Genomic DNA, 21,057 nt, shown 5'->3' on the forward strand with positions numbered 1-21,057 from the left:
CCGTGGTGTTGTAGTCCACCACGCCGCGGGACCCCGCCCGCAGTGCCGGCCGCGCGGCAGGCGTCGTAAGCCCCCGCGGGGTCAGCCCCCGGTGAGGGACGGCAGCGGGTTCATCCGGAAGAACGGCGCGGCGAAACGCGTCAGCCAATTCTCGAAGATCCGCATGTTGTTCTTCCGGATGCGCTGGTCCGCCTCGCGAAGCTCGGTCAGGAAGTCCTCGAAGTCGGCCTCGCCGGGCCCGATGATCCCTTCGCTCGCAAGGGTGTCACGTCGCATTCTGGCCAAGGGGATGAGATGGTCGGCGGCCACCTCGGGGTGCGGCTGGAAGGTCCGCACCTGCGAGCCGAACGCCAGCGCCTCGTGCCGATAGCTGCTGCTGAACGCGAGCTCGGTGGCCTGCCCGTGTTGCCCTTGCGGAAGCCGGGTCGCCACGTCGACATGAGAGGTGAACAACTCGAACGTGTCGGGCAGGCCGGCGAAGAGCGGGTCCTGCCGGCCGGCCGCGGTCAGCCGCAACTCCTCGATGCCGACCCTGCGGCCGTTCGAGCCCGGCCCGACGTCGCCGCCGAGCGCCATGACCTGCGCCTGGTGGGACCAGCAGATGTGCAACTGCGGAATGCCCTGCCGGAGCGCGGACCGGTAGAACTCCTTGGTCCGGTAGATCCAGCGCAGATCCTCGTAGGCGGCGTGCACCGACCCGCCGCCGATGATCCCGTGCGCCTCGATCGTGCCGGGCAGGTCCGCGCCGTCCGCCACGTCGACGACGTCTATCTGCGACCCGGCGAGCCGGGCCACGGAGGCGATCCACTCACCGTAGGGGCGCAGGCCGAGCTCGGTCAGGAGCTTTCCCTCCTGCGGATTGACGACCAGGATCCGCATCCGCTCCCTGACGCGGAGCATGGACCGGGGATTCGCTTGCCGGGCAGTGTCGAACCCGGCCTCCGCGGCTATTAATCCCATGCCATCGACTCCATCCGTGAGAAATCTTGAGATAGTTCACGCCGACCGGGTCCGGCCCTGATCACCGGCCGACCGCAGACGAATGATTCGCGAAATACAAGGCCATGCCCCCGCTGCCTTTCGCGGCTCTCGTGGCGCTCAAAGCAAATATGAGCTTTATTACGCTCCCGGGAGCCCCGCAGCATTTCGCGTCACAAACGATGCCACATCCCAAGATCCTCTGGGGAGGATGGTGGAGATCTCAGGGCGTCCGCCAGATACTCTGGCTATGCTACATGCTCGACTCCCCGCCTGACCCTCTCCAGTGCACGGTCGTGTCGTCAGCTGATCTCCCGAAAAAGGGATCTCTGCCGTATCGTCGGAGGTACTGACATGGGAAGAACGCAGGGCCCGGATTGGCTGGAACGTCTGGACGGGTTCCTGGTGCGGCGTCAACCGGGTCTGGTGGCCTTTCGCCGTGATCTTCACATGCACCCTGAGGCGAGCTTTCAGGAGTTTCGTACGACGGAACGAATCCTGCACCAGCTCGAGACGGTGGGCTTGACGGCCGTCCGCCTTCCCAAAGGCACCGGTGCGATATGCGATATCGGCTCGGGAAAAGGACCGATCGTCGCGTTGCGGGCGGATATCGATGCGCTGCGGTTGACGGATGAAAAGTCCGTTCCCTATCGATCGACGAACCTGGGCGTTTGTCATGCCTGCGGCCATGACGTCCACACGACGGCGGTGCTCGGCGCGGGCCTGTTCCTGAGCGGCCTGGCTGATGAGGGACTCCTGCCGGGCACCGTGCGCCTGGTGTTCCAGCCGGCGGAGGAAACGCTCGGCGGAGCGCTGGACGTCGTGGCCTCCGGCGGCCTCGCGGGTGTGCAGCGGATCTTCGGGCTGCATTGCGAGCCGAAATACGAGGTCGGCCAGGTCGGGCTGCGCGATGGCGCGATAACCGGCGCGTACGACAGAGTGCGCGTCCATATCGGGGGGATGTCCGCTTCGGGGCGGCATCCGGATCTCATCTTCGCCCTTGCGAAGATCATTACCGAGTTACCGGCGGCCCTGTCGCGGCGTATTGACCCGCGCTCCAGCCTGAGCCTCGTATGGGGCACCCTGAAAGCGCTTCCCACGGATGGCCTGCTGCCCGACAGCGGCATTGCCGAAGGGACCGTGCGGTGTTTCGACGAGGCGGCGCGGCGCCGGGCGCCCGGGATAATCGAGGAGCTGGTGCGCTCGGTCGCGTCCGCCTATGACATCGAGGCATCACTGAAATACATTCACGGCATTCCTCCCACCGTCAACGAGAGCAACAGCGTCGGCAATTTCCGGGACGCGGCGCAGCTCGTCCTCGGCGAGAACAAGATATTCACCGCGCCGCAGAGCCTGGGCGGCGACGATTTCGGGGTTTACCTGCAGGAAGTGCCCGGCGCATATGCCCGCCTGGGCGTCCGCGCGCCGGGGCAGAGCGATTACGACCTCCACCAAGGCATTTTCGACGTGGACGAAAGAAGTATCTCCGTGGGAGTGCGGCTGCTCGCCGTCGCCGCTCTCATGGCGCTCAGCCAGCTGTCCCTTACCGGCTGAACGAAGGAGAGCCGGCCCATGCCTGCCGATCCACCTACCCGCAGCGGGACCCTCGGCTTCGCCGCCGACCAGGTGCCGATGGTCGGCGGGCGAGGTCTGGTTCGGGCGCGAGCACGCACACGGTGCCGCCGGGCCGGAGCGGGTCGAGTCCGGCCTGCGCGCCGGCCTGTCCCGCGGGGCCGAGCGCCTACGTCTCGGCCCGCTCCCCGAGCTTCAGGGTCACCAGGTGACGGGCAGCTCGTGCATGCCGTACACCGTCGACTCCTCCTTGAACGAGAGCTGGTCGGCGGGGACGGCCAGCCGGAGATCGGGGATACGCCGGAAGAGGGTCTCGAAGACGACCTCCAGCTCCACCCGGGCCAGGCTCTGGCCCAGGCACTGGTGGGCGCCGTAGCCGAAGGCCAGGTGGTTGCGGGCGCCGCGGTCGATGTCGAACCGCTGGGGGTCCTCGAACACCTCCGGGTCGCGGTTGCCGGCGTTGGCCAGCATGAGCACGCCGGACCCGGCGGGGATCACCGTCCCGCCGAGCTCCACGTCCTCCAGGGTCACCCGTGCCATGGCGAACTCGGCGATGGTGAAGTAGCGCAGCAGCTCCTCCACCGCGCCGGCCGTCCGGTCCGGGTCCTCGCGCAGCGCTGCCAGCGCCTCGGGGTGCTCCAGCAGCGTGTACGTGCCGAGCGAGATCATGTTCGCGGTGGTCTCGTGCCCGGCGATCAGCAGCAGGAAGGCCAGGGAGAGCAGCGCGGGGTGGTCCACGCCGCCGTTGTCGCGCTGCTTGGCGATCTGGCGGCCGAGCAGGTCGTCGGGCGCCTCCTGCTCCTTGGTCCTGATCAGCTTGTCGAGGTAGATGGCCAGCTCCAGGACGGCGTGCTGGCGCTCCTGCTCGGTGGCGCGGCGGTTGAGGAGCTGGGCCGAGTGCGTCTGGAAGAAGTCGTGGTCGGCGTACGGCACGCCGAGCAGCTCGCAGATCACCAGGGAGGGCACCGGCAGGGCCAGCGCGGTCACCAGGTCGGCCGGGCGGGGGCCGTCGAGCATGGCGTCGATGTGCTCGTCCACGATCTGCTGGATGCGCGGCCGCAGCGCCGCCATGCGCCGGACGGTGAACTCGCCGACCACCGCGCGGCGGGCCGGGCCGTGCTCGGGCGGGTCCATCTCCAGCAGCATCTTGGGCAGCGGTGAACCGGCCATCCCCTGCCCGCCCTGCTCGCTCAGCCGGGGAATGCCGGGGTGGCGGCGGTCGGCGCTGAAGCGCGGGTCGCTGAGGATCGTCCGGATGTCCTCGTAGCGGGCCGCGACCCAGGCGTCGCTCCCGGTCGGCAGCGTGACCTTGGCGACCGGCTGCTCGCGCAGGAGCCGCAGGTGCTGCTCGGGCGGGGCGAACGGGCAGCCGCGGGTGGTCTGGAGCGTCGCAGCGGGGTCAGTGGTCAAAGCTCTCCCCATTCGGTGTGGACCGCATAGATAAGCTACATATGTACGTTAACAGACTGGTGTCCGAGGATGGGTGCGTGGCCATGAGAGAACGCGGAGCCGAGGGTGACCGCCGGACACGACGCACCCAGGCCGCCCTGCGGCGCGCGCTGATCGAGCTCGTCCAGGAGCGGAGCCTGTCGAAGGTCAGCGTGGCCGACGTCGCCGAGCGGGCCGGCGTGGGCCGCTCCACCTTCTACGACCACTACCGCGACGTGCACGAGCTGGCCGAGGCCGCCTGCACGGAGATGATCGACGAGCTCATCGACGCCATACCGGGCCACGTCCTCGCGTCGCCCGGCCCGTCGCAGGCCAAGTCCGACACCCTGTTGATCTTCTTCGCCCACCTCGCCGAGCACGCCGGCCTCTACCGCAGCGTGCTGGGGCCGCAGGGCAGCGCCCGCCTCATCGACCACGTACGCCGCCGCGCCACGGTGGCCACGTACGCCAGCTCCCGCCCCGCCGACGGCTGGCCCGGCCGCGCCGCGGACACCCCGCACGACGTGCCGGCCGCCTTCATCGCGGGCGCGCTCCTCGGCGTGGCCGTCGACTGGCTCCAGCGCGACTGCCCGCGCACCCCGGACGAGATGGCCGCCCTGACCCGCCCTCTGCTCACGCTCCTCTACCAGGGCCATTGAATTCAGAGCAATTCTCTAGAAAAATGCTCTACATGGCGTCCATCATGGTGGTGACCGGCGGGAACCGCGGCATCGGGCACGCGGTGTGCGCGCGGCTGGCCGGCGACGGGCACAAGGTGCTGCTGATCGCGCGGGATTCGGAGCAGGGGGAGCGGGCCGCGGCGGGGATCCGGGGGGACGTCGAGCCCATGGCCGGCGATCTCACCACGGTCGCGTCCGTCAGGCGGCTGGCCGACGCGCTCCGGGCCCGGTGCCCGCGCATCGACGTGCTCGTCCACAACGCCGGGGTGTGGCCCAGCCGGCGCGTCCTGACCGAGGACGGGCTGGAGCAGTCCTTCGCGGTCAACCATCTGGCGCCGTTCCTGCTCAACCACCTGCTGGAGGACCGGCTCGGGCGGGTGGTGCAGGTCAGCGCGGGGCTCTACGTCAGGGGCCGGGCGGAGGCGGGGCGGACGGCCGTGGGCGCGGACTTCTCGCCGATGCGTACGTACGCCGACACGAAGCTGTGCAACCTGCTGGCCGTGCCGCTGTTCGCCGAGCGCTGGCGGGAGGCCGGGATCACGATCGACGCCGTGCACCCCGGCGTGGTCCGCACCGGGCTGGGCGACCGGCGCGGGCCCCTCGGATGGCTGCTCAAGGCCGTCAAACGCAAGTGGGCCACGCCCGAGGAGGGCGCCGGGCCGGTCGTGGCCCTGGTGGGCGCCACGGGCACCGGCCGCTACTTCGACCTGGCCGAGGAGGTGCCCTTGCAGGGGCCGGCGCTGGACGGCGACCTGGCCAGGCGCATCTGGGACGAGGCCGCGGAGCTGACGGCGGCGCGGTGACCCGGCACAAGCGCAGCGAGGAGACGATCCGCAAGCTCCTCGACACGGCCCTGGAGGTCTACCCCGGCGACTTCACCCTCAGGGCCATGACCACGCGCAGCGGCGTGAGCATGGGCAGCCTGTACCACCACTTCGGCAGCCTCGAAGGGCTGGCCGCCGCGCTGTACGGCCGCTGCATGGACGAACTCCTCGACCGGATGGCCGCCGCCGTGGAGGAGGCCGCGGACGCCCGTGACGGCGTGCGGCGGGCGGTCGTGGCCTACCTCGGCTTCACCACCGACCACCCGGACAAGGCCCGCTTCATCCACGCGGCGCCGTACGCGCTGGACCTCGGGCCGTACGCGGAACGCATCGCGGCGGCCAAGGCGCCCCGGCTGGCGCGGCTGAACGGCTGGATCCGCGGCCACATGGACGCCGGCACGGTCGCGCGGCTGCCGGTGGCGCAGGTGGAGATGCTCCTGATCGGCCCGGTCGCCGAGGTGACCAGGCGGTGGCTGGCCGGGGTGCCGGGGATCGACCTGGAGGAGGCGGCGCGGATCCTGCCCGACCGCATCTGGCGATCCCTGGGCGAATGAGCCCGGGCCCCGTCGCTCTCCTGGCCCGCACCGCTCCCCGCTGAGCGTCGCGCCTGCTCAGCGGGCCAGCAGGTCGGACTCCTCGACGGCGCTCCGGTGGGTGGCGACGAGGAAGCCGTGGATGATCTGCAGCCGGTCGATCATCTGCGTGATGGCACCCGCCGTACGGCCGAGCCGGGCGCTCAGCGTGAGGGTGTGCAGGCACTGAGGCAATCATCCCATCTGGAGAGCCCTCGGTGTCCACTGAGACAGCCAACCCGACCACCACCCCGGCCGGCGGCCGCACGCGTACGATCGCCCTGGCCGTGATCCTTCTGGCCGGCTTCATGGACCTGCTCGACGTCACCATCGTGAACATCGCCGTTCCCTCCATCCGCGCCGAGCTCGGCGCGTCGCCCGCGCACCTGCAGTGGATGCTCGCGGGCTACACGCTCGCCTTCGCGCTCGGCATCGTCACCGGCGCCCGGCTCGGCGACCTGTACGGCTACCGCCGCGTCTTCCTGATCGGCATCGCCGGGTTCATCGCCGCCTCGGCCCTGTGCGGCGCCGCCCCGACGGCAGACCTGCTCGTGGCCGCCCGCGTCGTTCAGGGCGTCTTCGCCGCGGCGATGGTCCCCCAGGTGCTCTCGCCGATCCAGCTCATGTACGCGCCGCACGAGCGCGGCGGCGCGATGGCCGCGTTCTCGTCGTTGTCCGGCCTGGCCGCGGCCGTCGGGCCGATCCTCGGGGCGGTGCCGGCCGGATTCCACCGCCACCAGCGCCGGCTGGCCGGCCGCGGCGGCTCCTCGCTGGTGGAGGTTTCCCTCTTCCGGGTGCGCTCGGTCGGCGGCGGGCTGCTGGTGCAGTTCCTGTTCTTCGTACCGGTGGTGGGCTTCTTCTTCACGTTCATGCAGCTCCTGCAGTCCGGCCTGGGGGATGGCGCCGCTGGAGGCGGGGGTGACGATCCTGCCCTGGCCGATCGCCACCACCGTCGCCGCCGGCCTGGGCGTGGTGGGTGCTGCTGCCCAGGCTGGGCCGGCATGGGGCTGACCGTCGCCCCGCCGGCCCAGCTGACCCTGGAGGACGTTCCCGCCGGGCAGGCGGGCTCGGGCTCCGGCCTGTTCAACACGGTCGCCCAGCTCGCGGCCTCCGCCGGCGTCGCCGTCATCGGCGTGATCTTCTTCCCCTTGCTGGAGCCGCGGGGCTACGGGGCGGCCTTCGGCGTCACGATCCGGGTCAGCCTCGCCCTCCTGGCGCTCACCGTCGCGGCCAGCTTCCTGCTGCCCCGCCGGCCATCGGGGGCGGGTGCCGCGGTGCCCGGGGCATGAGCTCCAGGTGCCGCGTGGCGTAGGAGCGCCAGGGCCGCCAGCGGTCGGGCAGGGCGCCCAGGCGCCGCACGGCCCGGCGTACGGCGCGGTCCGGCAGGAGGACGTCGGGGTCGCCGAGGGCTCTCATGCGGATGTACGCCAGAGCCCACCGGCTCATGCCCGGCAGGGTGCCCAGCCGGTCGCGCACCCGGTGCGGGTCGTCGTCCAGCCTGATGGTTCCGTCGGCGAGCGCCCGGGCCAGTGCGAGGAGGGTGCGCCCGGCCGGATCGGCTTCGGCCAGTGTGCTCACGTCGGGGAACAGGTGCGTGATCTCGCCGAAGGGCCTGGCCAGCGGCTTGCCGTACGTGCTGACCAGGGCGGCGAGCCGGGCGCGCGTCTCCGCGGCGCGCGGCCGGCGGCCGAGCACGGCCCGGATCGCCAGCTCGGCCGGGTCGGCGCAGCCGGGCACCCGCAGGCCCGGGCGGCGCGCGACCAGCGGACCGAGCCGGGGATCCGCCTCCAGGAAGGCGTCGATGGCCTGCTGGTCGGCGTCCAGGTCGAGCAGCCGGCGGCAGCGCTGCACGGCCGCGGCCAGGTCTCTGAGGTCCTCCAGCCGCAGCTCGCAGGCCACGTGGCCGGTCCCGGGCCGCAACGTGACGACGCCCGCGCCGTGGGGCAACGCCAGCGACCTGCGGTAGGCGCCCGCACCGTGGGCCTCGATGCCGGGGACCGCCCGCGCGCCGAGGTGGTTCAGCGCGGCGGCGACGTCCATGGGCGGCCGGTAGGCGAGCCGCAGCGCGAGGGCTCCCGGCACGCGGGCGCCGCTCGTGGCTCCGCGCAGGCGGCTCGGCGTGGTCGCGTACACCTGCCTGATGGTGTCGTTGAACTGCCTGATGCTGGCGAACCCGGCCGCGAACGCCACGTCGCTGACCGGCAGCGCACCGGCCTCCAGCAGCATCCGGGCGGTCTGCGCCCGCTGTGTCCTGGCCAGGGCCTGCGGCCCGGCGCCGACCTCGGCGACGAGCTGGCGGTGCACCTGGCGCGGGCTGTACCCGAGGCGCGCGGCCAGCCCGGCCACGCCTTCGCGGTCGACGACGCCGTCGGCGATCAAGCGCATCGCCCGGCTCACCAGGTCCGTGCGCGTGTTCCACTCCGGCGAGCCCGGAGCGGTGTCGGGACGGCATCGCTTGCACGCGCGGAACCCGTTGACCTGCGCCGCCGCCGCCGTCGGGAACAGCCGGACGTTGCCCGGCTTCGGCATGACGGCCGGGCAGCTCGGCCGGCAGTAGATGCCGGTCGTGGTGACGGCGACGTAGAACCACCCGTCGAAGCGCGGGTCGCGGCTCTCCATGGCCGCGAACGCGACCTCCTCGTCAATCACCCTTCTCAGGGTGCCCTACCTGGGCGAACGGGACCAGCGGGCATCGGACGCCGACGTTCCGCGACCGATGCCCGCCAGCACCGGAGGCCGGGCCGCGGCCAGGCTGGCCGCGTGAACCATCTCCTTGGCCGGTCGGCCACCTACCGCCGGGTGTGGTCCCGGCGTGACTTCCGCCTGCTGTGGCTGGGCTCGTCCGTGTCGCTGGTGGGGGACGGGATGACGTTCGTCGCCCTGACGTGGCTGGTGCTGGCCCAGCCGGGCGGCGTCGAGCGGCTCGGGCTGCTGACCGTCTGCTACACGCTGCCGGTGTTCGCGGGTGGCCTGCTGAGCGGGCCGATCCTGGACCGGTTCGACAAGCGGTACGTGCTGGCGGCCGACAGCGTGGTGCGTGGGGTGGCGATGGCGGCGATCCCCGTCGTGTCCTTGGCGGGGGAGGTGCCCGCGGCGCTGCCGTTCGTCGTGGCGGCGGTGTACGGGCTGTTCAAGATGGTGCCGCTCGCCGGGTTCCCGGCGGCGATCTCCGACCTCCTTCCCGAGGAGGAGCGAGACGCGGGCAACGCGCTGGAGAGCCTGAGCTTCGGCGTCGCCGGCATCGTCGGGCCAGGGCTAGGCGGGGTGTTGATCGCGGGACTGGGCGGCGAGGCCGTGCTGGCCTTCGACGCGGTCTCGTACGCCCTGTTCGCCGCGGCGGCGCTCGCCGTCCGCCGGCCCCTCCGGCCGCAGGCGAGGGCGGCCGTCGTCCCGTCGGGTGACGGCGTTCTGACGTTGTTCCGCGACCGGGTGCTGGTGGCGACCACGCTCGCGTTCATGGCCTTCAACATCGCCCTGGGCATGCTGATCGTCACCGGCCCCTGGCTGGCCAAGACCCGGCTCGACGGCGGGCCGGAGACCCTCGGCCTGCTGCTGGCCGCCCTGTCCGCGGGCGAGCTGGCCGGTGCGGCGATCGCCGGTGCCCGGGCTCCCCGCGCCCGGCCGATCAGGGCCGTGGCCGTAGTCCAGCTCGTCGCCGCCGCCGGTTTCCTGGCGCTGCCGGCCGCGCCCCACACGATGACGGTGGCCGCGGGCTACCTCGTCATCGGCCTGTTCAGCGCGCCGATGACCGTGTGGGCGCAGTCGTTGCGCATGGCGCGCATCCCGGCGCGGCTGCGCGGCCGGGGCTTCGCCGTACTCAGGACGCTCATGCAGGCGACGCCCCCGATCGGCGCCGCCGTCGTCACGCCGCTGCTGGCCGCCGGGCTGCTCGCCCAGGCCGCGCTCGTGATGGCCGCCATCGCGGCGGCACCCGCACTGGCCCTGCTCAGGCTGCGGCATTGATCGCGGCTGCCGTCCCCTGCCCGGCCACCGAAGTCCTCCGCCCCGCTCCAACCCGCCGCCCGCGTCGGGTGCCAGCCAAATCGCCTGGCCAGGGTGTCCAACAGGGGTGCGGACGGACCCGACGAACTCGCCGGCGATCGGCCCGCTCAACGGCCGCGCCCGGACACCGGGCTCATGGGGTGTTGAGGGCGGCGAGCATCGCGGCGTGGTCGCGGGGGTGATTCGCCCCGATCGTGGGGCGCGGCGGTGCCAGGCGGGGCGAGCGTGCCGGGTGTGGCGGGACGCGCGGATCCCGCCACACCCGCCCGGCGTCAGCCCGTCCGGCAGGAGACCGACGGCCAGGTCCAGGTGCCGCCGTGCTGGATGGTGAGACCGAAGGTGTTGCCGCTGCCGTTCGGCCTCATGGTCATCACGTTGCCGCCGGAGCCCCACGACGGCGTGCCGTTCCAGGTGGCGATGATCTTCTGTGGCGGTGTCACGGTGACCGTGACGATCCACGCGTTCGTCCCGGAGACCGTCACCGACAGGTTGAAGCGGTCGCTCCACTGCTGGCCCTGCGCGATCGTGGCCGTGCAGGTGCCGCCGCCGGGCGGCGGGGACGTCGGGCCGCCACCGCCGTCGGGGGCGACGGCCCTGCCGGTGGTGGGGGAGATCATCCCGGCGCACAGGTTGCGGCTGCGCAGGTTCGCGGCGATCTGCGGGACGGCGGCCAGCGTCGTGGCGTACTGGTCGTGCATGAGGATGACCTGGCCGTTCTGCAGGCGGCCGGCTGCCTGGACGATCTGGGCGGTGCCGGCGCCGTTCCAGTCCTGCGAGTCGACGTCCCAGAGCACCTCCGTGAGTCCGAGCTGCTGCTCGACGGACCGCAAGGTGGCGTTGGTCTCCCCGTACGGCGGCCGGAACAGCCGGGGCGCGGTGCCCGTGGCCTGCTGGATGACCTGCTGGGTGCGCTGCAGCTCCGATGTCATCTGCGCGCTGCCGAGCTGGGTCAGGTGCGGGTGGGACCAGCTGTGGTTGCCGATCCACATGCCCGCGTCGCGCTGGGCCCTGACCAGAGCCTGGTTGTTCTGGGCGTTCTGGCCGGTGTTGAACATCGTGGCCCGCAGGCCGTTCGAGGTCAGCGCGTTGAGCAGGTTGGCGGTGTTGCCGGCGTTGGGTCCGTCGTCGTACGTCAGCCCGACATATCCGGCGCTGCAGTCGGCGGCGGCGGTGGCGCGGCTGCCGGCGACCACCGCTGAGGTGACGGTGAGGCAGAGGGCGAGGATCGCGCCCAGGAGCGCGGCGGCGAGGGGTGAACGGCGTTTCCGGTCGACCATGCTGATCCCTTGATCGTTTGGGGGGCTTCACCTGCGGTCATTGTGGAGAAGCTCCCGAAACGTGTCAACGATGGTCAGAAATGTTTCGGCGACATGCGGGCCAATGTGTCTGATGGAACGCGCTGACCTCGGGTTGTCGCCTCTGAAACATTTCGGGTATCAGGAATCTTTCAGAGCGGTGGCGCGGGCGCGGAACAGGTCGCGCTCGCGTTCGTTGCGGGTCAGCTCCGCGGCGCGGCCGAACTCCGCCGCCGCCTCCTCGGCCCGCCCCAGCCTGGCCAGCAGCTCGCCGCGGACGGCGGGGAGCTGGGCGTAACCGCGCAGCGCGCGCTCGTCCCGGAGGGCGTCGGCGATCTCCAGGCCGCGGGCGGGGCCGTGGGCCATGCCGACGGCGACCGCGCGGTTCAGCTCCACGATCGGCGAGGGGGTGACGTGGGCGAGCACGCGGTAGAGCGCGGCCATCCGCTCCCAGTCGGTCGCCTCGGGGGTCAGGGCGCGGGCGTGGCAGGCGGCGATGGCGGCCTGCAGGCTGTACGGGCCCAGCTTCCCCAGCGCCTCGGCACGGCCCAGCGCGGCCAGCCCGCGGCGGACGAGCAGCCGGTCCCAGCGGCTGCGATCCTGGTCGAGGAGCAGGACGGGGGAGCCGTCGGGCGCGGTCCTGGCCGGGATGCGCGACGCCTGGATCTCCATGAGCGCCAGCAGGCCGTGCACCTCGGGCTCGTCCGGCATGAGCCCGGCCAGGACGCGGCCCAGCCGCATGGCCTCCTGGCACAGCGACGGCCGGATCCAGTCGTCGCCCGCGGTGGCCGCGTAACCCTCGTTGAAGATCAGGTAGACGATCTCCAGCACCGACGCCAGCCGGTCGGGCAGCTCGCCGGGCGGCGGCAGCTCGACCCGGACCTTCTTGTCGGCGAGCGTACGCTTGGCGCGGAAGATCCGCTGTCCCACGGTCGGCTCGGGCACGAGGAACGCCCGCGCGATCTCCTCGGTCGTGAGGCCGCCCAGGAGACGGAGGGCGAGGGCGAGCCGGCCCTCGGCCGGCAGCACCGGATGGCAGAGGGTGAAGATCAGCCGCAGCAGGTCGTCACCGATGTGGTCGTCGAGGGCGTCGTCGAGCTCGGCTTCGGCCGAGTCCTGGCGGAGCTCCATGTCCCGTCCCACTTCCTGCAGCTTGCGCTCGTAGGTGTCGCGGCGGCGGAACTGGTCGATGGCCTGGTGCTTGGCGGTCAGCATGAGCCAGGCACCCGGATTTTCCGGTATGCCGTTGCGCGGCCACTCTTCGAGGGCGGCCACGAGCGCGTCCTGCGCGAGTTCCTCCGCCAGCCCGATGTCGTGGACCATGCGGGCCAGGCCGGCGATGACCCTGGCGGACTCGATCCGCCACACCGCCTCCACCGCCCGGTGGGAATCGGCAACCGTCATGCGTCCTGGATACAGCATCCGGTCGCGGGACGCGTGCCGCGTCCCGCGACCGGAGGTGGCGCATCAGGCGGGAGGGGCGAAGTCCTCGGGCCCGAACAGCCGCAGCACGTCCGCCTCGCCCTGCCAGCCGGGCCAGAGGTCAAGGTGCAGCCTGATGAAGCGGGAGGTCCATTCCACGGCCTCCTCCTTGGTCCTGACCTCGTAGAGTGCGTAGCTGATCAGCTCCTTGGCCTCGGCGAACGGCCCGTCGGAGACGGTCAGCCGCCCGCCGGACACCTCGACCCTGGCCCCTTCGGAGCTGGGCGCCAGGCCGCTGTTGTCGAGCAGCGCCCCGGCCTCGGTGGCCTGCTGGCCGAGCTTGAAGATGGCCTCCATGAGGTCCGCCGGCGGCGGTCCTTCGGGCTGGGCGGAGACTTTCAGGGTGACCAGGTAGCGCATGATGTCCTCCTTGGATGAGTGGTGGAAAGGTCGAGGTCAGGCGGCGGTCCGGGACAGGCTCAGCGACAGTAGCGACAGCCAGCACCAGACCGCCACGATCCCGGCGATGAACGCGATGTTGGACCAGACGACGCCGCCCCCGCTGGCGATACCCATGAAGGCGCCGAGGAACAGCGTGCCGGTGACGCGGGAGTAGACGGCCCAGCCCGTGCGGCCCTCGCGGGCGAACCGGGAGGCGATGACGTAGCAGGCCGCGACCATGCACAGGAACCCGACGCCGCCGACGGCCATGTGCCCGACACCGGACATGGTGATCACGCCGGGCCCTTCCGGCGTACCGGCCGGGAAGCCCATCGCCGGGTCGGCCGGGAAGATGGCGGCGCCGATCATGCTGACGCCGAACGCGCCGATCAGCCGGGGCGCCCACCGCGCCCCCCGGCCCGGCGACAGCGCGCGGCGCAGCCCGGCGGCGCAGGCGATGGTCGCCAGGGCGGTGACCACGAAGTTGGCGGTCTGGATCCAGCCCAGGTCGCCGTTGGCCAGGAAGCTCCAAGGGTGGCGGGTCAGGTCGAAGCCCTCCCGGGTGAGCGCCTGTGCCAGGGCGACCGTGACGTACAGCGGGCCGGCGACGACGCCGAGGCCCAGCAGCGGGCGCACGGGGGAGATCGGGCCGGTGGCGGTGTGGGTGAGCTGCTGGGTCATGGTCCTCGTCCTCGCGTCCGCGGGGCCGGCTCTTTCCGGCCCTCTGCGTACGCTGCGAACGGGAAGACCCCGATTCGACACCCGCCACGAAATCTCTTCAAGATTTTTTGGGAGGGCGCCGTCGGCTCACCGACCCGGGGCCCACTCCGGGTCGCGGCCGGTCAGGGCGAGCAGGCGGTCGAGGTCCGTCGCGTCCCGGCCGACGGTCACCTGGTCGGCGAAGATGCCCTGCTGCCGGCCCATCGGCGCCATGTGCTCGGCGAAGCCCAGCAGCGCCTTGACCGTCTCCGGCTCGGCGTCGAAGGGGGCGCCGGTGGCCCTGGCCAGGTCCCAGCCGTGGACGACCAGGTCGAACAGCGCCATCGTGGCCACCGTACGCATCGGCAGCCCCATGGCCGGGCTCTCGCCCTCCCACGCCTCCGGCGGCTCCCACGCGGCCAGCATCCGCCGCGCCCGCTCGGGAAAGTCGCCCGCGTATTCGCGCTGCTGCACCATCGGGCCCTTGCCCGCCAGCGACGCGAACAGGTCCGCCACCCACTCCAGGTGGTTGATCAGCGCCCTGACGTCGAACTCCGAGCACGGCGTGGGCAGGCCCAGCTGGTCGTCGCGCATTCCGGCCGCCAGCGCGCCCGTGCGCCCGGCCGCCTGCGTCATCATGTCATGCATGGGTGAGGAGCCTGCCGGGGGCGCCGCGCGGCGTCTTGTAGAAACGCGACAGCGCGGCTGGATCGACCCCGCACGCGCGGGTTTCGGGCACAGCCGGCACTCGTGTGCGGAAGGGCTGTCGCCGTACGCCGAGCACTTCTGGATCAGCACGTGGGACCTGGCGGAGCCGTACACCCAGCGGTTGATCTCCCACCCCACGGTGAACCTGACCGTCACCGAGGGGTACGCCAGGGTCGCGGGCGTGATCCGCGGCGAGTTCTCCTGCACGCTGGAGGGGCGCGGCCGGGTGGTGGGGCTGCGGTTCAGGCCCGGCGGCTTCCGCCCGTTCGCGGGTGGCCCGGTCTCTAAGCTGACCGGCCGCTTCGTCTCGCTGCCCGACATGTACGGCACGGCGGGCGCCACGCTGTGGCGGGAGGTCCTCGCGTCGCCCGACGAGGAGGCCATGCGCCTGATCGAGCGCTTCCTCCTCGACCTGCGCCCCGCGACCGACCCGCCGATCGACCCGCTCATCGAACGGGCCGCCGCGCTGGTCGCCGCGGCCGAGACCGACCAGACCATCACCAGGGTCGACCAGCTCGCCGCCCTGGCCGGCACGTCGGTACGTTCCCTCCAGCGCCTGTTCCAGGAGTACGTCGGGATCGGCCCGAAATGGGTCATCCGCCGCTTCCGCCTGCACGAGGCGGCGGAACGCGTGCGCGACGGCCTCGCCCCGGCCGACCTGGCCGCGGAGCTCGGCTACACCGACCAGGCCCACCTCACCCGCGACTTCGCCGCCGCGGTCGGCCTCCCGCCCGCCGCCTACCAGCGCCTGGCCTCGGCCTGAGGAGCAGACGTGAGCCGCGACGTCTCGATCGACCTGGAGTTCCGGCACGGCGTCCACTTCGAGGACATCCTCGACCGGCTCGCCCGGGCGGGCTGGGAGTTCCTGCGCGAGGAGGACGCCGTCTGGTACTCGACCGATTTCGACTGGAAGATCGTGCCGCCGGCCGCCCTGGCCGAGGCCAGGCGCGACATGCGCGCCTGCTACGAGGCCGGGCAGTCGGTGGGCCTGACCGCCCGGCTGCCCGACGGGGAGACCTTCGCCAACGTGCTGTTCCACGAGGAGCGGACGGTGGTCTCGCTGCTCCCCCTGCTGGACTACCGCACCATCGCGCACCTGCCGGAGTTCGTCGATCTGGGGTGGTACCTGGAGAGGTTCCTGGAGCCGTGCCGCGACCTGCCGATCGTCGGGACGCGGGCCGCCGACGAGCGCTGACCGTGCCATGTACATCAAATGGATTTGATGTATTGTCGAGCACGTGGTGCCCTCGCCTCAGGCCGCCCCGGCCTTCGTCCGGCTGGCCGCCCACCCGCTGCGGTGGCGGCTGCTGACCGAGCTGGCCGGGAGCGACTACCGGGTCCGCGAGCTGGTGAGCCTGGTGGGCGAGCCGCAGAACCTGGTCTCCTACCATCTGCGGCTGCTGCGTGACGGCGGGCTGGTCACCGCGCAGCGGAGCAGCTTCGACGCCCGCGACAGCTACTACCACCTGGACCTGGAGCGCTGTGCCCACGCGCTGGCCGCCACGGGTGCCGCTCTGCACCCCGCGCTCCGCCTCGGCCCAGGCCCGGCCTCCCCGTCCGGCCCCGCCCCGGTCCACCCGGCCTCCCCGTCCGGGCCCGGCCCGGCGTCCCTGTTCGCGTCCGGCCCGGCGTCCCCGTCCGGGTCCGGTTCGGCGCGGCGGACCGCCGTGCTGTTCGCCTGCACCGGCAACAGCGCCCGGTCGCCGATCGCCGAGGCCCTGCTGCGCCACCGCGCCGGCGGCCGTGTCGAGGTGACCAGCGCGGGCAGCGACCCCCGGCAGCGGCTGCACCCCGACGCCGTACGAGTCCTGCGCGAGCGCTACGGCATCGACCTGGCGGGTCAGCGCCCACGGCACCTGGACACCATGGCCGGCCGCCGGTTCGACTACGTGATCAGCCTCTGCGACAGGGTCCGCGAGGTCTGCCCCGACTTCGGCGACCACTCCCGGCGGGTCCACTGGAGCATCCCCGACCCGGCCGCGCCGGGCGGCGCCGGGCCCCCCGCCTTCGCCCGTACGGCGGCGGAGATCGACACCCGCATCCACTACCTCCTCCCTCAACTCACACCACAGGAGGACCAGCCATGACCACCCCCGACCAGTTCGCGAGCGTCCGCTACCTCGTCGACGACGTGGGCGCCGCCGTCGCGTTCTACACCACCCACCTCGGCTTCACCCTGCGCCTCGACGCCGCCCCCGCCTTCGCCGACGTGGTACGCGGGCCGCTGCGGCTCCTGCTGTCCGGCCCGGCCAGCTCCGGCGCCCGGGCCACCCCCGAGGGCACCGCCGCCGGCCGCAACCGCATCCACCTCGTCGTCGACGACCTCGACGCCGAGATCGACCGGCTCCGCGAGGCCGGGCTGTCCTTCCTCGGTGACGCGGTCTCCGGCCCCGGCGGCCGCCAGATCCTGCTCACCGACCCGGCCGGCAACCTCGTCGAGCTCTTCCAGCCCGCCCACGCCCGCGCCACCCCCGCACCGGCCCGGGCCTGACCGGGTCACCGCAGCACCGGTGCGGGCCTGACCGGCCAGCGCCGCACCGGCCCCGGCCTGACCGGGCCACCACCACACCGGCGCGGGCCTGACCGAGCCAGCGCCGCACCGGCGCGGGCCTGATCGGCGACCGGGTCCCGTCCCGCGCGAGGGCGGTAGTGACGTCTCCTGCGGCCCTGCTCGCGGGACCACGACCGCCTTTCCTCGGTCGTCACGCCGAGCTCGCCCCGAAGCATGCAGGTCAGGCGAGCTGGTCGATCGGGCGGCCGAGGCGGTCCAGGCGGGCGAACTGCTCGTCGGTCAGCCGGAGATCCCGCGCCGCGACGTTCTCCTCCAGATGCCGCACAGAGGTCGTCCCCGGGATGGGGATGATGTTCGGTGAGCGGCGCAGCAGCCAGGCCAGCGCGATCTGGGCCGGCGTCGCCCCGATCTCGGCCGCCAGGCCCGCCACGGCGCCGAGGTCGCCCACGGCGATCGGGAAGAACGGGACGAACGCGATCTCGTGCTTGCCGGTGTGCTCCACCACCTCCTCATGGGTGCGGTCGGTGAGGTTGTAGAGGTTCTGCACGGCGGCGACGGGGGCGATCTCGCGGGCCTGCTCGAGCTGGTCGACCGTCACCTCGGACAGGCCGATGTGGCGGATCTTGCCTTCCTGCCGCAACCCCTCCAGGGCGCCGATCTGGTCGGCGAGCGGGACCTGGGGGTCGACGCGGTGCAGGTAGTACAGGTCGATCACGTCGCGGCGGAGCCGGCGCAGGCTCAGCTCGGCCTGCTGGCGCAGGTATTCGGGGCGGCCCAGGGGGACCCACTCCTCGGCGCTCGGCCGGGCCACGCCGCCCTTGGTCGCGATCACCACGTCGTCCGCGTACGGACGCAGGGCCTCGGCGACGAGCTCCTCGCCCGCGCCCAGGGCGTACGCGTCGGAGGTGTCGATGAGCCGCACCCCGAGCTCCACCGCCCGCCGCAGGACGGCCGTGGCGGCCCCGCGATCGGCCGGCGGCTCCCAGATCGTGCCGTCGGACGCCAGCCGCATCGTGCCGAAACCGAGGTCGCCCACCTCGATGTCGTCAATCCTCATGATGTCTCCCTAACAGTTGAGCTCTCAAGTGAGCGTTCGACCGGGACGCTACACGGCCACAGTTGAGAGTTCAAGTTAGGATGCCGGGTGTGAAGACACGGTGGCTCAATGACGACGAACAGCGGACGTGGCGGGCGTACCTGTGGACGACCCGGCTGCTCGGCGACGCGCTCGACCGGCAGCTCCAGCGCGACGCGGGCATGCCGTACACGTACTACATGATCTTGGCGACGCTCTCGGACGTCCCCGAGCGGCGCATGACGATGACCGACCTGGCCACGCTGGTCTACTCCTCGCTCAGCCGCCTGTCGCACGCGGTGGCCCGGCTGGAGGAGCGCGGCTGGGTGCGCCGCTCGCCGCATCCGGACAACCGGCGGATCACCCTGGCCGAGCTGACCGACGCCGGCGCCGCCGTCCTGGCGGAAGCCGCGCCCGCGCATGTCGAGGAGGTGCGCGAGCTCCTGTTCGACCCGCTCACCGACGAGCAGGTGGGCCAGCTGCGGGAGATCCTGCGGGCGCTGTGGGCCCGGCTGGACCCCGCGCCGGGCAAGCCCGGGCCGTACCCCGAGATCTTCGGACCGGAGGCGTAGACCGCCGGGTGGCCGGGCATCGCCGTCACCGGCCACCGCCCGCCGGCACGGCGGCCTCTTCCGCCCCCGCGGCGGTCTCCTCCGCACCCGCGGGGGTCTCCTCCGCACCCGCGGGGGTGATGTTGAAGTTGCGGTTGAAGACGTCGTCCGGGTCCCATTCGGCCTTGAGCGCGCGCAGGCGGGTCAGCACGGGCTCAGGGAAGGCGTCGAGCAGGCGGTCGGGGTGGGTGTCGGTCTCGAAGCTCAGGTACATGCCGTTCAGATGCGGGTAGAGCCGCGCCCAGCTCGCGTTCAGGGCGGGCACGCGGCTCGGCGTCGCCGCGGCGAGCACGGAGAACTGCTGCGTGCGGTGCGGCCAGGCCATGACGTCGGCCGGCACGTCGTGCACCGCGCCGCCCATGGAGCGGAACTGCACGATCGGGATGTCGCCCGACCGCATCATCTCCTCGATGACGCCGGCGGCCTCCGGGGTGAGGTGTTCGAGCAGGCCGCTGCGCGTGTTCTCCAGCCCGTGGCCCTGGTGGCGGTTCTCCGGCGGGGTGACGATCAGGTGGTAGGGCACGAGCTGCGCCTGCTGGTGCAGGACCGGGCCGGCGCCGAGGAACGGGCTGAGGGCGCTCTGCGCCGCTTCGACGTCGTCGCCCGCGTACACGAGGGTGATCCGGGCGGTCACCGGCGCTCCCCGGCGGGCGGGGAACAGCGACAGGAAGCTGGTGATCTCGCGCGGGGCCCGCTCGACCAGCCGGGCCCATTCCACGAGGAAGCCCGCGGTGCCGGTGGCGTCCACGGTGATCGTCGCGTAGGCGACGTCCCCGAGCTCGTACGCGTCCAGCTCGAACGCCGTCACGACGCCGAAGTTGCCGCCCGCCCCGCGGATCGCCCAGAACAGGTCAGCATGGTGCTCGGCGTCCACGCGCAGCCTGCGCCCGTCCGCGACCACGATCTCGGCCGCGGTGACGTGGTCGATCGTGAGCCCGTGCCTGCGGGCCAGGTAGCCGAGCCCGCCGGCGGTGGCCAGGCCGCCGACGCCGACGTCTCCGTAGTCGCCGGAGCTCATCGCCAGCCCGTACGGCGCCAGCGCCCGCGCGACGTGTCCCCAGCGGGCGCCCGGCTCGACGCGGATCCGCCCGGCCGCCCGGTCGAGCACCTGGACGGCGTTCATCCTCGACAGGTCGATGACCACGCCGCCGTTGTTCGTGGAGCGGCCGCTGATGCCGTGCCCGCCGCTGCGTACCGCGATCTCGGCGTGCTGGCCCCGCGCGTAGGCGAGGGCCGCCGCGACGTCGTCGGCGTTCTCCGCCTGGATGACCAGGGCCGGCGAGCCGGTGCGGGTGTAGGTGTGGCGCACGTCGTCGTAGGCGCGGTCGCCCGGCTCGATCGCCTTCCGCGCGAGCGACGGCGGCAGCGCGTCGTAGTCGAGGGTGTCGTGCCGCCTGGCGAGCGCGACGGCCGAGCGCGTGAGCGCGGTGCCGGCGCCGGACCGGGCGCGCTCGCGCGTGAAGGTGCCGAGCAGGGGCTCGTGACCGTGGTCAGACATGCGGTGTCCTCACAAGTTAGGTTGCCTAGCAACTCATCAGGATGACAACTTATATGCACCGCAACATATCTTCGGGACAACTTGTTCCTCGGTATGCTGGACACGTGGCATCGACTGAGAGGCTCTCCACCGGCAACCTGGGCTGGTCGCTCGGCATGGTGCTGCGCGCCTGGCAGGAGGAGGTCGACGAGGTGCTGCGCGGCATGCCGGGAAGCAGCAGGGGCTATCACGTGCTGGCGGCCGTCGCGCACGGCGAGCCGCAGCGGCAGCGGGCCCTGGCGGACCGGCTCGTGATCGACCGCACCGTGCTCGTCTACCTGCTCGACGACCTCGCCGAGGTCGGCCTCATCGAGCGGCGGCCCGACCCGCAGGACCGGCGGGCCAGGCTGATCGTCGCCACCGATCACGGCCGGCAGGTGCTGGCCGAGGCGGAGAGCCGGGTCGCGGCGGCGGAGGAGCGCATCCTCGGCGGCCTCACGCCGGACGAGCGGGCCGCCCTGCGCGAGATCACGATGCGGGCGGCCGCGACGATCCACGAGGCGCGTCCCCGTACCGATCCGTGCGCCGCCGTGGAGTCGGTGCTCGACGTGTCGCCGTCCTGAGGCCCCTCCTCAGCGACGGACCTGGGGCGTCCGGTGGTGCTCCTCGAACACCGCGATCGGCACGTCCCCCTCCGCGTGCCGCCCCCGTCGGGCGGTCATCGCAGGCAGCCCTCGATGGGGGCGAGGCGGCTCCTGCCG

The 21,057-nt window shown here is 72.4% G+C and carries 23 protein-coding genes; 12 read left to right on the forward strand and 11 right to left on the reverse strand.

Annotation, left to right across the window (positions count from 1 at the left end):
• Nucleotides 1-81: 81 nt before the first annotated feature.
• Nucleotides 82-960 (reverse strand): type 1 glutamine amidotransferase, encoded by an 879-nt coding sequence (locus ACTWPW_RS20545; protein ID WP_375114369.1) that lies wholly within the window; start codon nt 958-960, stop codon nt 82-84.
• Nucleotides 961-1,332: 372 nt separating this feature from the next.
• Between ACTWPW_RS20545 and ACTWPW_RS20550 the strand changes: the two genes are divergently transcribed.
• Complete coding sequence (locus ACTWPW_RS20550) at nt 1,333-2,532, forward strand: amidohydrolase (RefSeq protein ID WP_443169617.1); 1,200 nt, start codon at nt 1,333-1,335, stop codon at nt 2,530-2,532.
• 219 nt (nt 2,533-2,751) lie between these two features.
• Here the strand turns inward: ACTWPW_RS20550 and ACTWPW_RS20555 are convergent, their stop codons facing one another.
• The gene (locus ACTWPW_RS20555; protein ID WP_375114367.1) at nt 2,752-3,960 is read right to left on the reverse strand and encodes a cytochrome P450; all 1,209 of its coding nucleotides are present in this window, start codon (nt 3,958-3,960) and stop codon (nt 2,752-2,754) included.
• 83 nt (nt 3,961-4,043) lie between these two features.
• Between ACTWPW_RS20555 and ACTWPW_RS20560 the strand changes: the two genes are divergently transcribed.
• The 3 genes from ACTWPW_RS20560 to ACTWPW_RS20570 are packed head-to-tail and all read left to right on the forward strand — an operon-like array spanning nt 4,044 to nt 6,036.
• The gene (locus ACTWPW_RS20560) at nt 4,044-4,637 is read left to right on the forward strand and encodes a TetR/AcrR family transcriptional regulator (RefSeq protein WP_443169618.1); all 594 of its coding nucleotides are present in this window, start codon (nt 4,044-4,046) and stop codon (nt 4,635-4,637) included.
• Between the two features lie 32 nt (nt 4,638-4,669).
• Complete coding sequence (locus tag ACTWPW_RS20565; protein WP_443169619.1) at nt 4,670-5,461, forward strand: SDR family NAD(P)-dependent oxidoreductase; 792 nt, start codon at nt 4,670-4,672, stop codon at nt 5,459-5,461.
• On the forward strand, nt 5,458-6,036 hold the full coding sequence (locus tag ACTWPW_RS20570) for a TetR/AcrR family transcriptional regulator (protein ID WP_443169620.1): 579 nt from the start codon (nt 5,458-5,460) through the stop codon (nt 6,034-6,036). Before ACTWPW_RS20565 ends, ACTWPW_RS20570 begins: the two co-directional genes overlap by 4 nt.
• Nucleotides 6,037-6,093: 57 nt before the next feature.
• On the opposite strand, the gene ACTWPW_RS20575 is transcribed toward ACTWPW_RS20570, so the two are convergent.
• Nucleotides 6,094-6,249, reverse strand: coding sequence for a hypothetical protein (locus ACTWPW_RS20575; protein WP_375114363.1), 156 nt, complete (start codon nt 6,247-6,249; stop codon nt 6,094-6,096).
• Nucleotides 6,250-6,272: 23 nt separating this feature from the next.
• On the opposite strand from ACTWPW_RS20575, the gene ACTWPW_RS20580 reads away from it, so the two are divergent.
• Entirely contained in the window at nt 6,273-7,343 is a 1,071-nt protein-coding gene (locus ACTWPW_RS20580; protein ID WP_443169621.1) for an MFS transporter, read from the forward strand.
• Here ACTWPW_RS20580 and ACTWPW_RS20585 read toward each other — a convergent pair.
• Nucleotides 7,273-8,703 carry a bifunctional transcriptional activator/DNA repair enzyme AdaA gene (locus ACTWPW_RS20585; RefSeq protein ID WP_443169622.1) on the reverse strand — a complete coding sequence of 477 codons (1,431 nt, stop codon included), beginning with the start codon at nt 8,701-8,703 and terminating at the stop codon, nt 7,273-7,275. The genes ACTWPW_RS20580 and ACTWPW_RS20585 overlap by 71 nt on opposite strands.
• Before the next feature lie 111 nt (nt 8,704-8,814).
• Here ACTWPW_RS20585 and ACTWPW_RS20590 point away from each other — a divergent pair, with 111 nt between their 5' ends.
• Entirely contained in the window at nt 8,815-10,017 is a 1,203-nt protein-coding gene (locus ACTWPW_RS20590) for an MFS transporter (protein ID WP_443169623.1), read from the forward strand.
• A 311-nt stretch (nt 10,018-10,328) separates the two neighbouring features.
• Here ACTWPW_RS20590 and ACTWPW_RS20595 read toward each other — a convergent pair whose 3' ends face one another.
• The 5 genes from ACTWPW_RS20595 to ACTWPW_RS20615 all read right to left on the reverse strand — a co-directional run bounded on the left by ACTWPW_RS20595 (nt 10,329) and on the right by ACTWPW_RS20615 (nt 14,561).
• Nucleotides 10,329-11,333: a polysaccharide deacetylase family protein gene (locus ACTWPW_RS20595; RefSeq protein ID WP_375114358.1), complete on the reverse strand. Its 1,005-nt coding sequence runs from the start codon at nt 11,331-11,333 to the stop codon at nt 10,329-10,331.
• 159 nt (nt 11,334-11,492) lie between these two features.
• Nucleotides 11,493-12,755, reverse strand: a complete 1,263-nt coding sequence (locus ACTWPW_RS20600) for an RNA polymerase sigma factor (protein ID WP_443169624.1) — start codon at nt 12,753-12,755, stop codon at nt 11,493-11,495.
• Between the two features lie 63 nt (nt 12,756-12,818).
• A complete protein-coding gene (locus tag ACTWPW_RS20605) occupies nt 12,819-13,193 on the reverse strand; it encodes a YciI family protein (RefSeq protein WP_375114356.1) in 375 nt (124 codons plus the stop codon).
• Between the two features lie 36 nt (nt 13,194-13,229).
• Complete coding sequence (locus ACTWPW_RS20610) at nt 13,230-13,895, reverse strand: DUF998 domain-containing protein (RefSeq protein ID WP_443169625.1); 666 nt, start codon at nt 13,893-13,895, stop codon at nt 13,230-13,232.
• A gap of 126 nt (nt 13,896-14,021) precedes the next feature.
• Nucleotides 14,022-14,561 (reverse strand): TIGR03086 family metal-binding protein, encoded by a 540-nt coding sequence (locus ACTWPW_RS20615; RefSeq protein WP_443169626.1) that lies wholly within the window; start codon nt 14,559-14,561, stop codon nt 14,022-14,024.
• Between ACTWPW_RS20615 and ACTWPW_RS20620 the strand changes: the two genes are divergently transcribed.
• From ACTWPW_RS20620 to ACTWPW_RS20635, 4 genes are read left to right on the forward strand one after another with little or no spacing between them, the layout of a single operon-like run.
• Nucleotides 14,560-15,384 carry an AraC family transcriptional regulator gene (locus tag ACTWPW_RS20620; protein ID WP_443169627.1) on the forward strand — a complete coding sequence of 275 codons (825 nt, stop codon included), beginning with the start codon at nt 14,560-14,562 and terminating at the stop codon, nt 15,382-15,384. The two genes, ACTWPW_RS20615 and ACTWPW_RS20620, sit on opposite strands and share 2 nt — an antisense overlap.
• A gap of 9 nt (nt 15,385-15,393) precedes the next feature.
• Nucleotides 15,394-15,816 carry a hypothetical protein gene (locus ACTWPW_RS20625; RefSeq protein WP_375114352.1) on the forward strand — a complete coding sequence of 141 codons (423 nt, stop codon included), beginning with the start codon at nt 15,394-15,396 and terminating at the stop codon, nt 15,814-15,816.
• A gap of 43 nt (nt 15,817-15,859) precedes the next feature.
• A complete protein-coding gene (locus tag ACTWPW_RS20630) occupies nt 15,860-16,708 on the forward strand; it encodes an arsenate reductase/protein-tyrosine-phosphatase family protein (RefSeq protein WP_443169628.1) in 849 nt (282 codons plus the stop codon).
• A complete protein-coding gene (locus ACTWPW_RS20635) occupies nt 16,705-17,112 on the forward strand; it encodes a VOC family protein (RefSeq protein ID WP_375114350.1) in 408 nt (135 codons plus the stop codon). The genes ACTWPW_RS20630 and ACTWPW_RS20635 overlap by 4 nt, the downstream gene beginning before the upstream one ends.
• A gap of 241 nt (nt 17,113-17,353) precedes the next feature.
• Here the strand turns inward: ACTWPW_RS20635 and ACTWPW_RS20640 are convergent, their stop codons facing one another.
• Nucleotides 17,354-18,190: an aldo/keto reductase gene (locus tag ACTWPW_RS20640; protein WP_443169629.1), complete on the reverse strand. Its 837-nt coding sequence runs from the start codon at nt 18,188-18,190 to the stop codon at nt 17,354-17,356.
• Between the two features lie 80 nt (nt 18,191-18,270).
• Here ACTWPW_RS20640 and ACTWPW_RS20645 point away from each other — a divergent pair, with 80 nt between their 5' ends.
• On the forward strand, nt 18,271-18,780 hold the full coding sequence (locus ACTWPW_RS20645; protein WP_443169630.1) for a MarR family winged helix-turn-helix transcriptional regulator: 510 nt from the start codon (nt 18,271-18,273) through the stop codon (nt 18,778-18,780).
• 25 nt (nt 18,781-18,805) lie between these two features.
• Here the strand turns inward: ACTWPW_RS20645 and ACTWPW_RS20650 are convergent, their stop codons facing one another.
• Nucleotides 18,806-20,317: an FAD-binding oxidoreductase gene (locus tag ACTWPW_RS20650; RefSeq protein ID WP_443169631.1), complete on the reverse strand. Its 1,512-nt coding sequence runs from the start codon at nt 20,315-20,317 to the stop codon at nt 18,806-18,808.
• Between the two features lie 104 nt (nt 20,318-20,421).
• On the opposite strand from ACTWPW_RS20650, the gene ACTWPW_RS20655 reads away from it, so the two are divergent.
• A complete protein-coding gene (locus ACTWPW_RS20655) occupies nt 20,422-20,919 on the forward strand; it encodes a MarR family winged helix-turn-helix transcriptional regulator (protein WP_375114347.1) in 498 nt (165 codons plus the stop codon).
• Nucleotides 20,920-21,057 lie beyond the last annotated feature (138 nt).

This window comes from Nonomuraea sp. KM90 (genome assembly GCF_052246675.1).
In the GTDB taxonomy this organism is placed as follows: Bacteria; Actinomycetota; Actinomycetes; order Streptosporangiales; family Streptosporangiaceae; genus Nonomuraea.

Bases quoted from the DNA above. Each gene is read 5' to 3' on its own strand.
- ACTWPW_RS20600 (WP_443169624.1), bottom strand. From the start codon at position 12,755: ATGACGGTTGCCGATTCCCACCGGGCGGTGGAGGCGGTGTGGCGGATC.
- ACTWPW_RS20605 (WP_375114356.1), bottom strand. From the start codon at position 13,193: ATGCGCTACCTGGTCACCCTGAAAGTCTCCGCCCAGCCCGAAGGACCG.
- ACTWPW_RS20595 (WP_375114358.1), bottom strand. From the start codon at position 11,333: ATGGTCGACCGGAAACGCCGTTCACCCCTCGCCGCCGCGCTCCTGGGC.
- ACTWPW_RS20545 (WP_375114369.1), bottom strand. From the start codon at position 960: ATGGGATTAATAGCCGCGGAGGCCGGGTTCGACACTGCCCGGCAAGCG.
- ACTWPW_RS20550 (WP_443169617.1), top strand. From the start codon at position 1,333: ATGGGAAGAACGCAGGGCCCGGATTGGCTGGAACGTCTGGACGGGTTC.
- ACTWPW_RS20560 (WP_443169618.1), top strand. From the start codon at position 4,044: ATGAGAGAACGCGGAGCCGAGGGTGACCGCCGGACACGACGCACCCAG.
- ACTWPW_RS20565 (WP_443169619.1), top strand. From the start codon at position 4,670: ATGGCGTCCATCATGGTGGTGACCGGCGGGAACCGCGGCATCGGGCAC.
- ACTWPW_RS20615 (WP_443169626.1), bottom strand. From the start codon at position 14,561: ATGCATGACATGATGACGCAGGCGGCCGGGCGCACGGGCGCGCTGGCG.
- ACTWPW_RS20620 (WP_443169627.1), top strand. From the start codon at position 14,560: ATGGGTGAGGAGCCTGCCGGGGGCGCCGCGCGGCGTCTTGTAGAAACG.
- ACTWPW_RS20650 (WP_443169631.1), bottom strand. From the start codon at position 20,317: ATGTCTGACCACGGTCACGAGCCCCTGCTCGGCACCTTCACGCGCGAG.
- ACTWPW_RS20645 (WP_443169630.1), top strand. From the start codon at position 18,271: ATGCCGGGTGTGAAGACACGGTGGCTCAATGACGACGAACAGCGGACG.
- ACTWPW_RS20635 (WP_375114350.1), top strand. From the start codon at position 16,705: ATGACCACCCCCGACCAGTTCGCGAGCGTCCGCTACCTCGTCGACGAC.
- ACTWPW_RS20610 (WP_443169625.1), bottom strand. From the start codon at position 13,895: ATGACCCAGCAGCTCACCCACACCGCCACCGGCCCGATCTCCCCCGTG.
- ACTWPW_RS20640 (WP_443169629.1), bottom strand. From the start codon at position 18,190: ATGAGGATTGACGACATCGAGGTGGGCGACCTCGGTTTCGGCACGATG.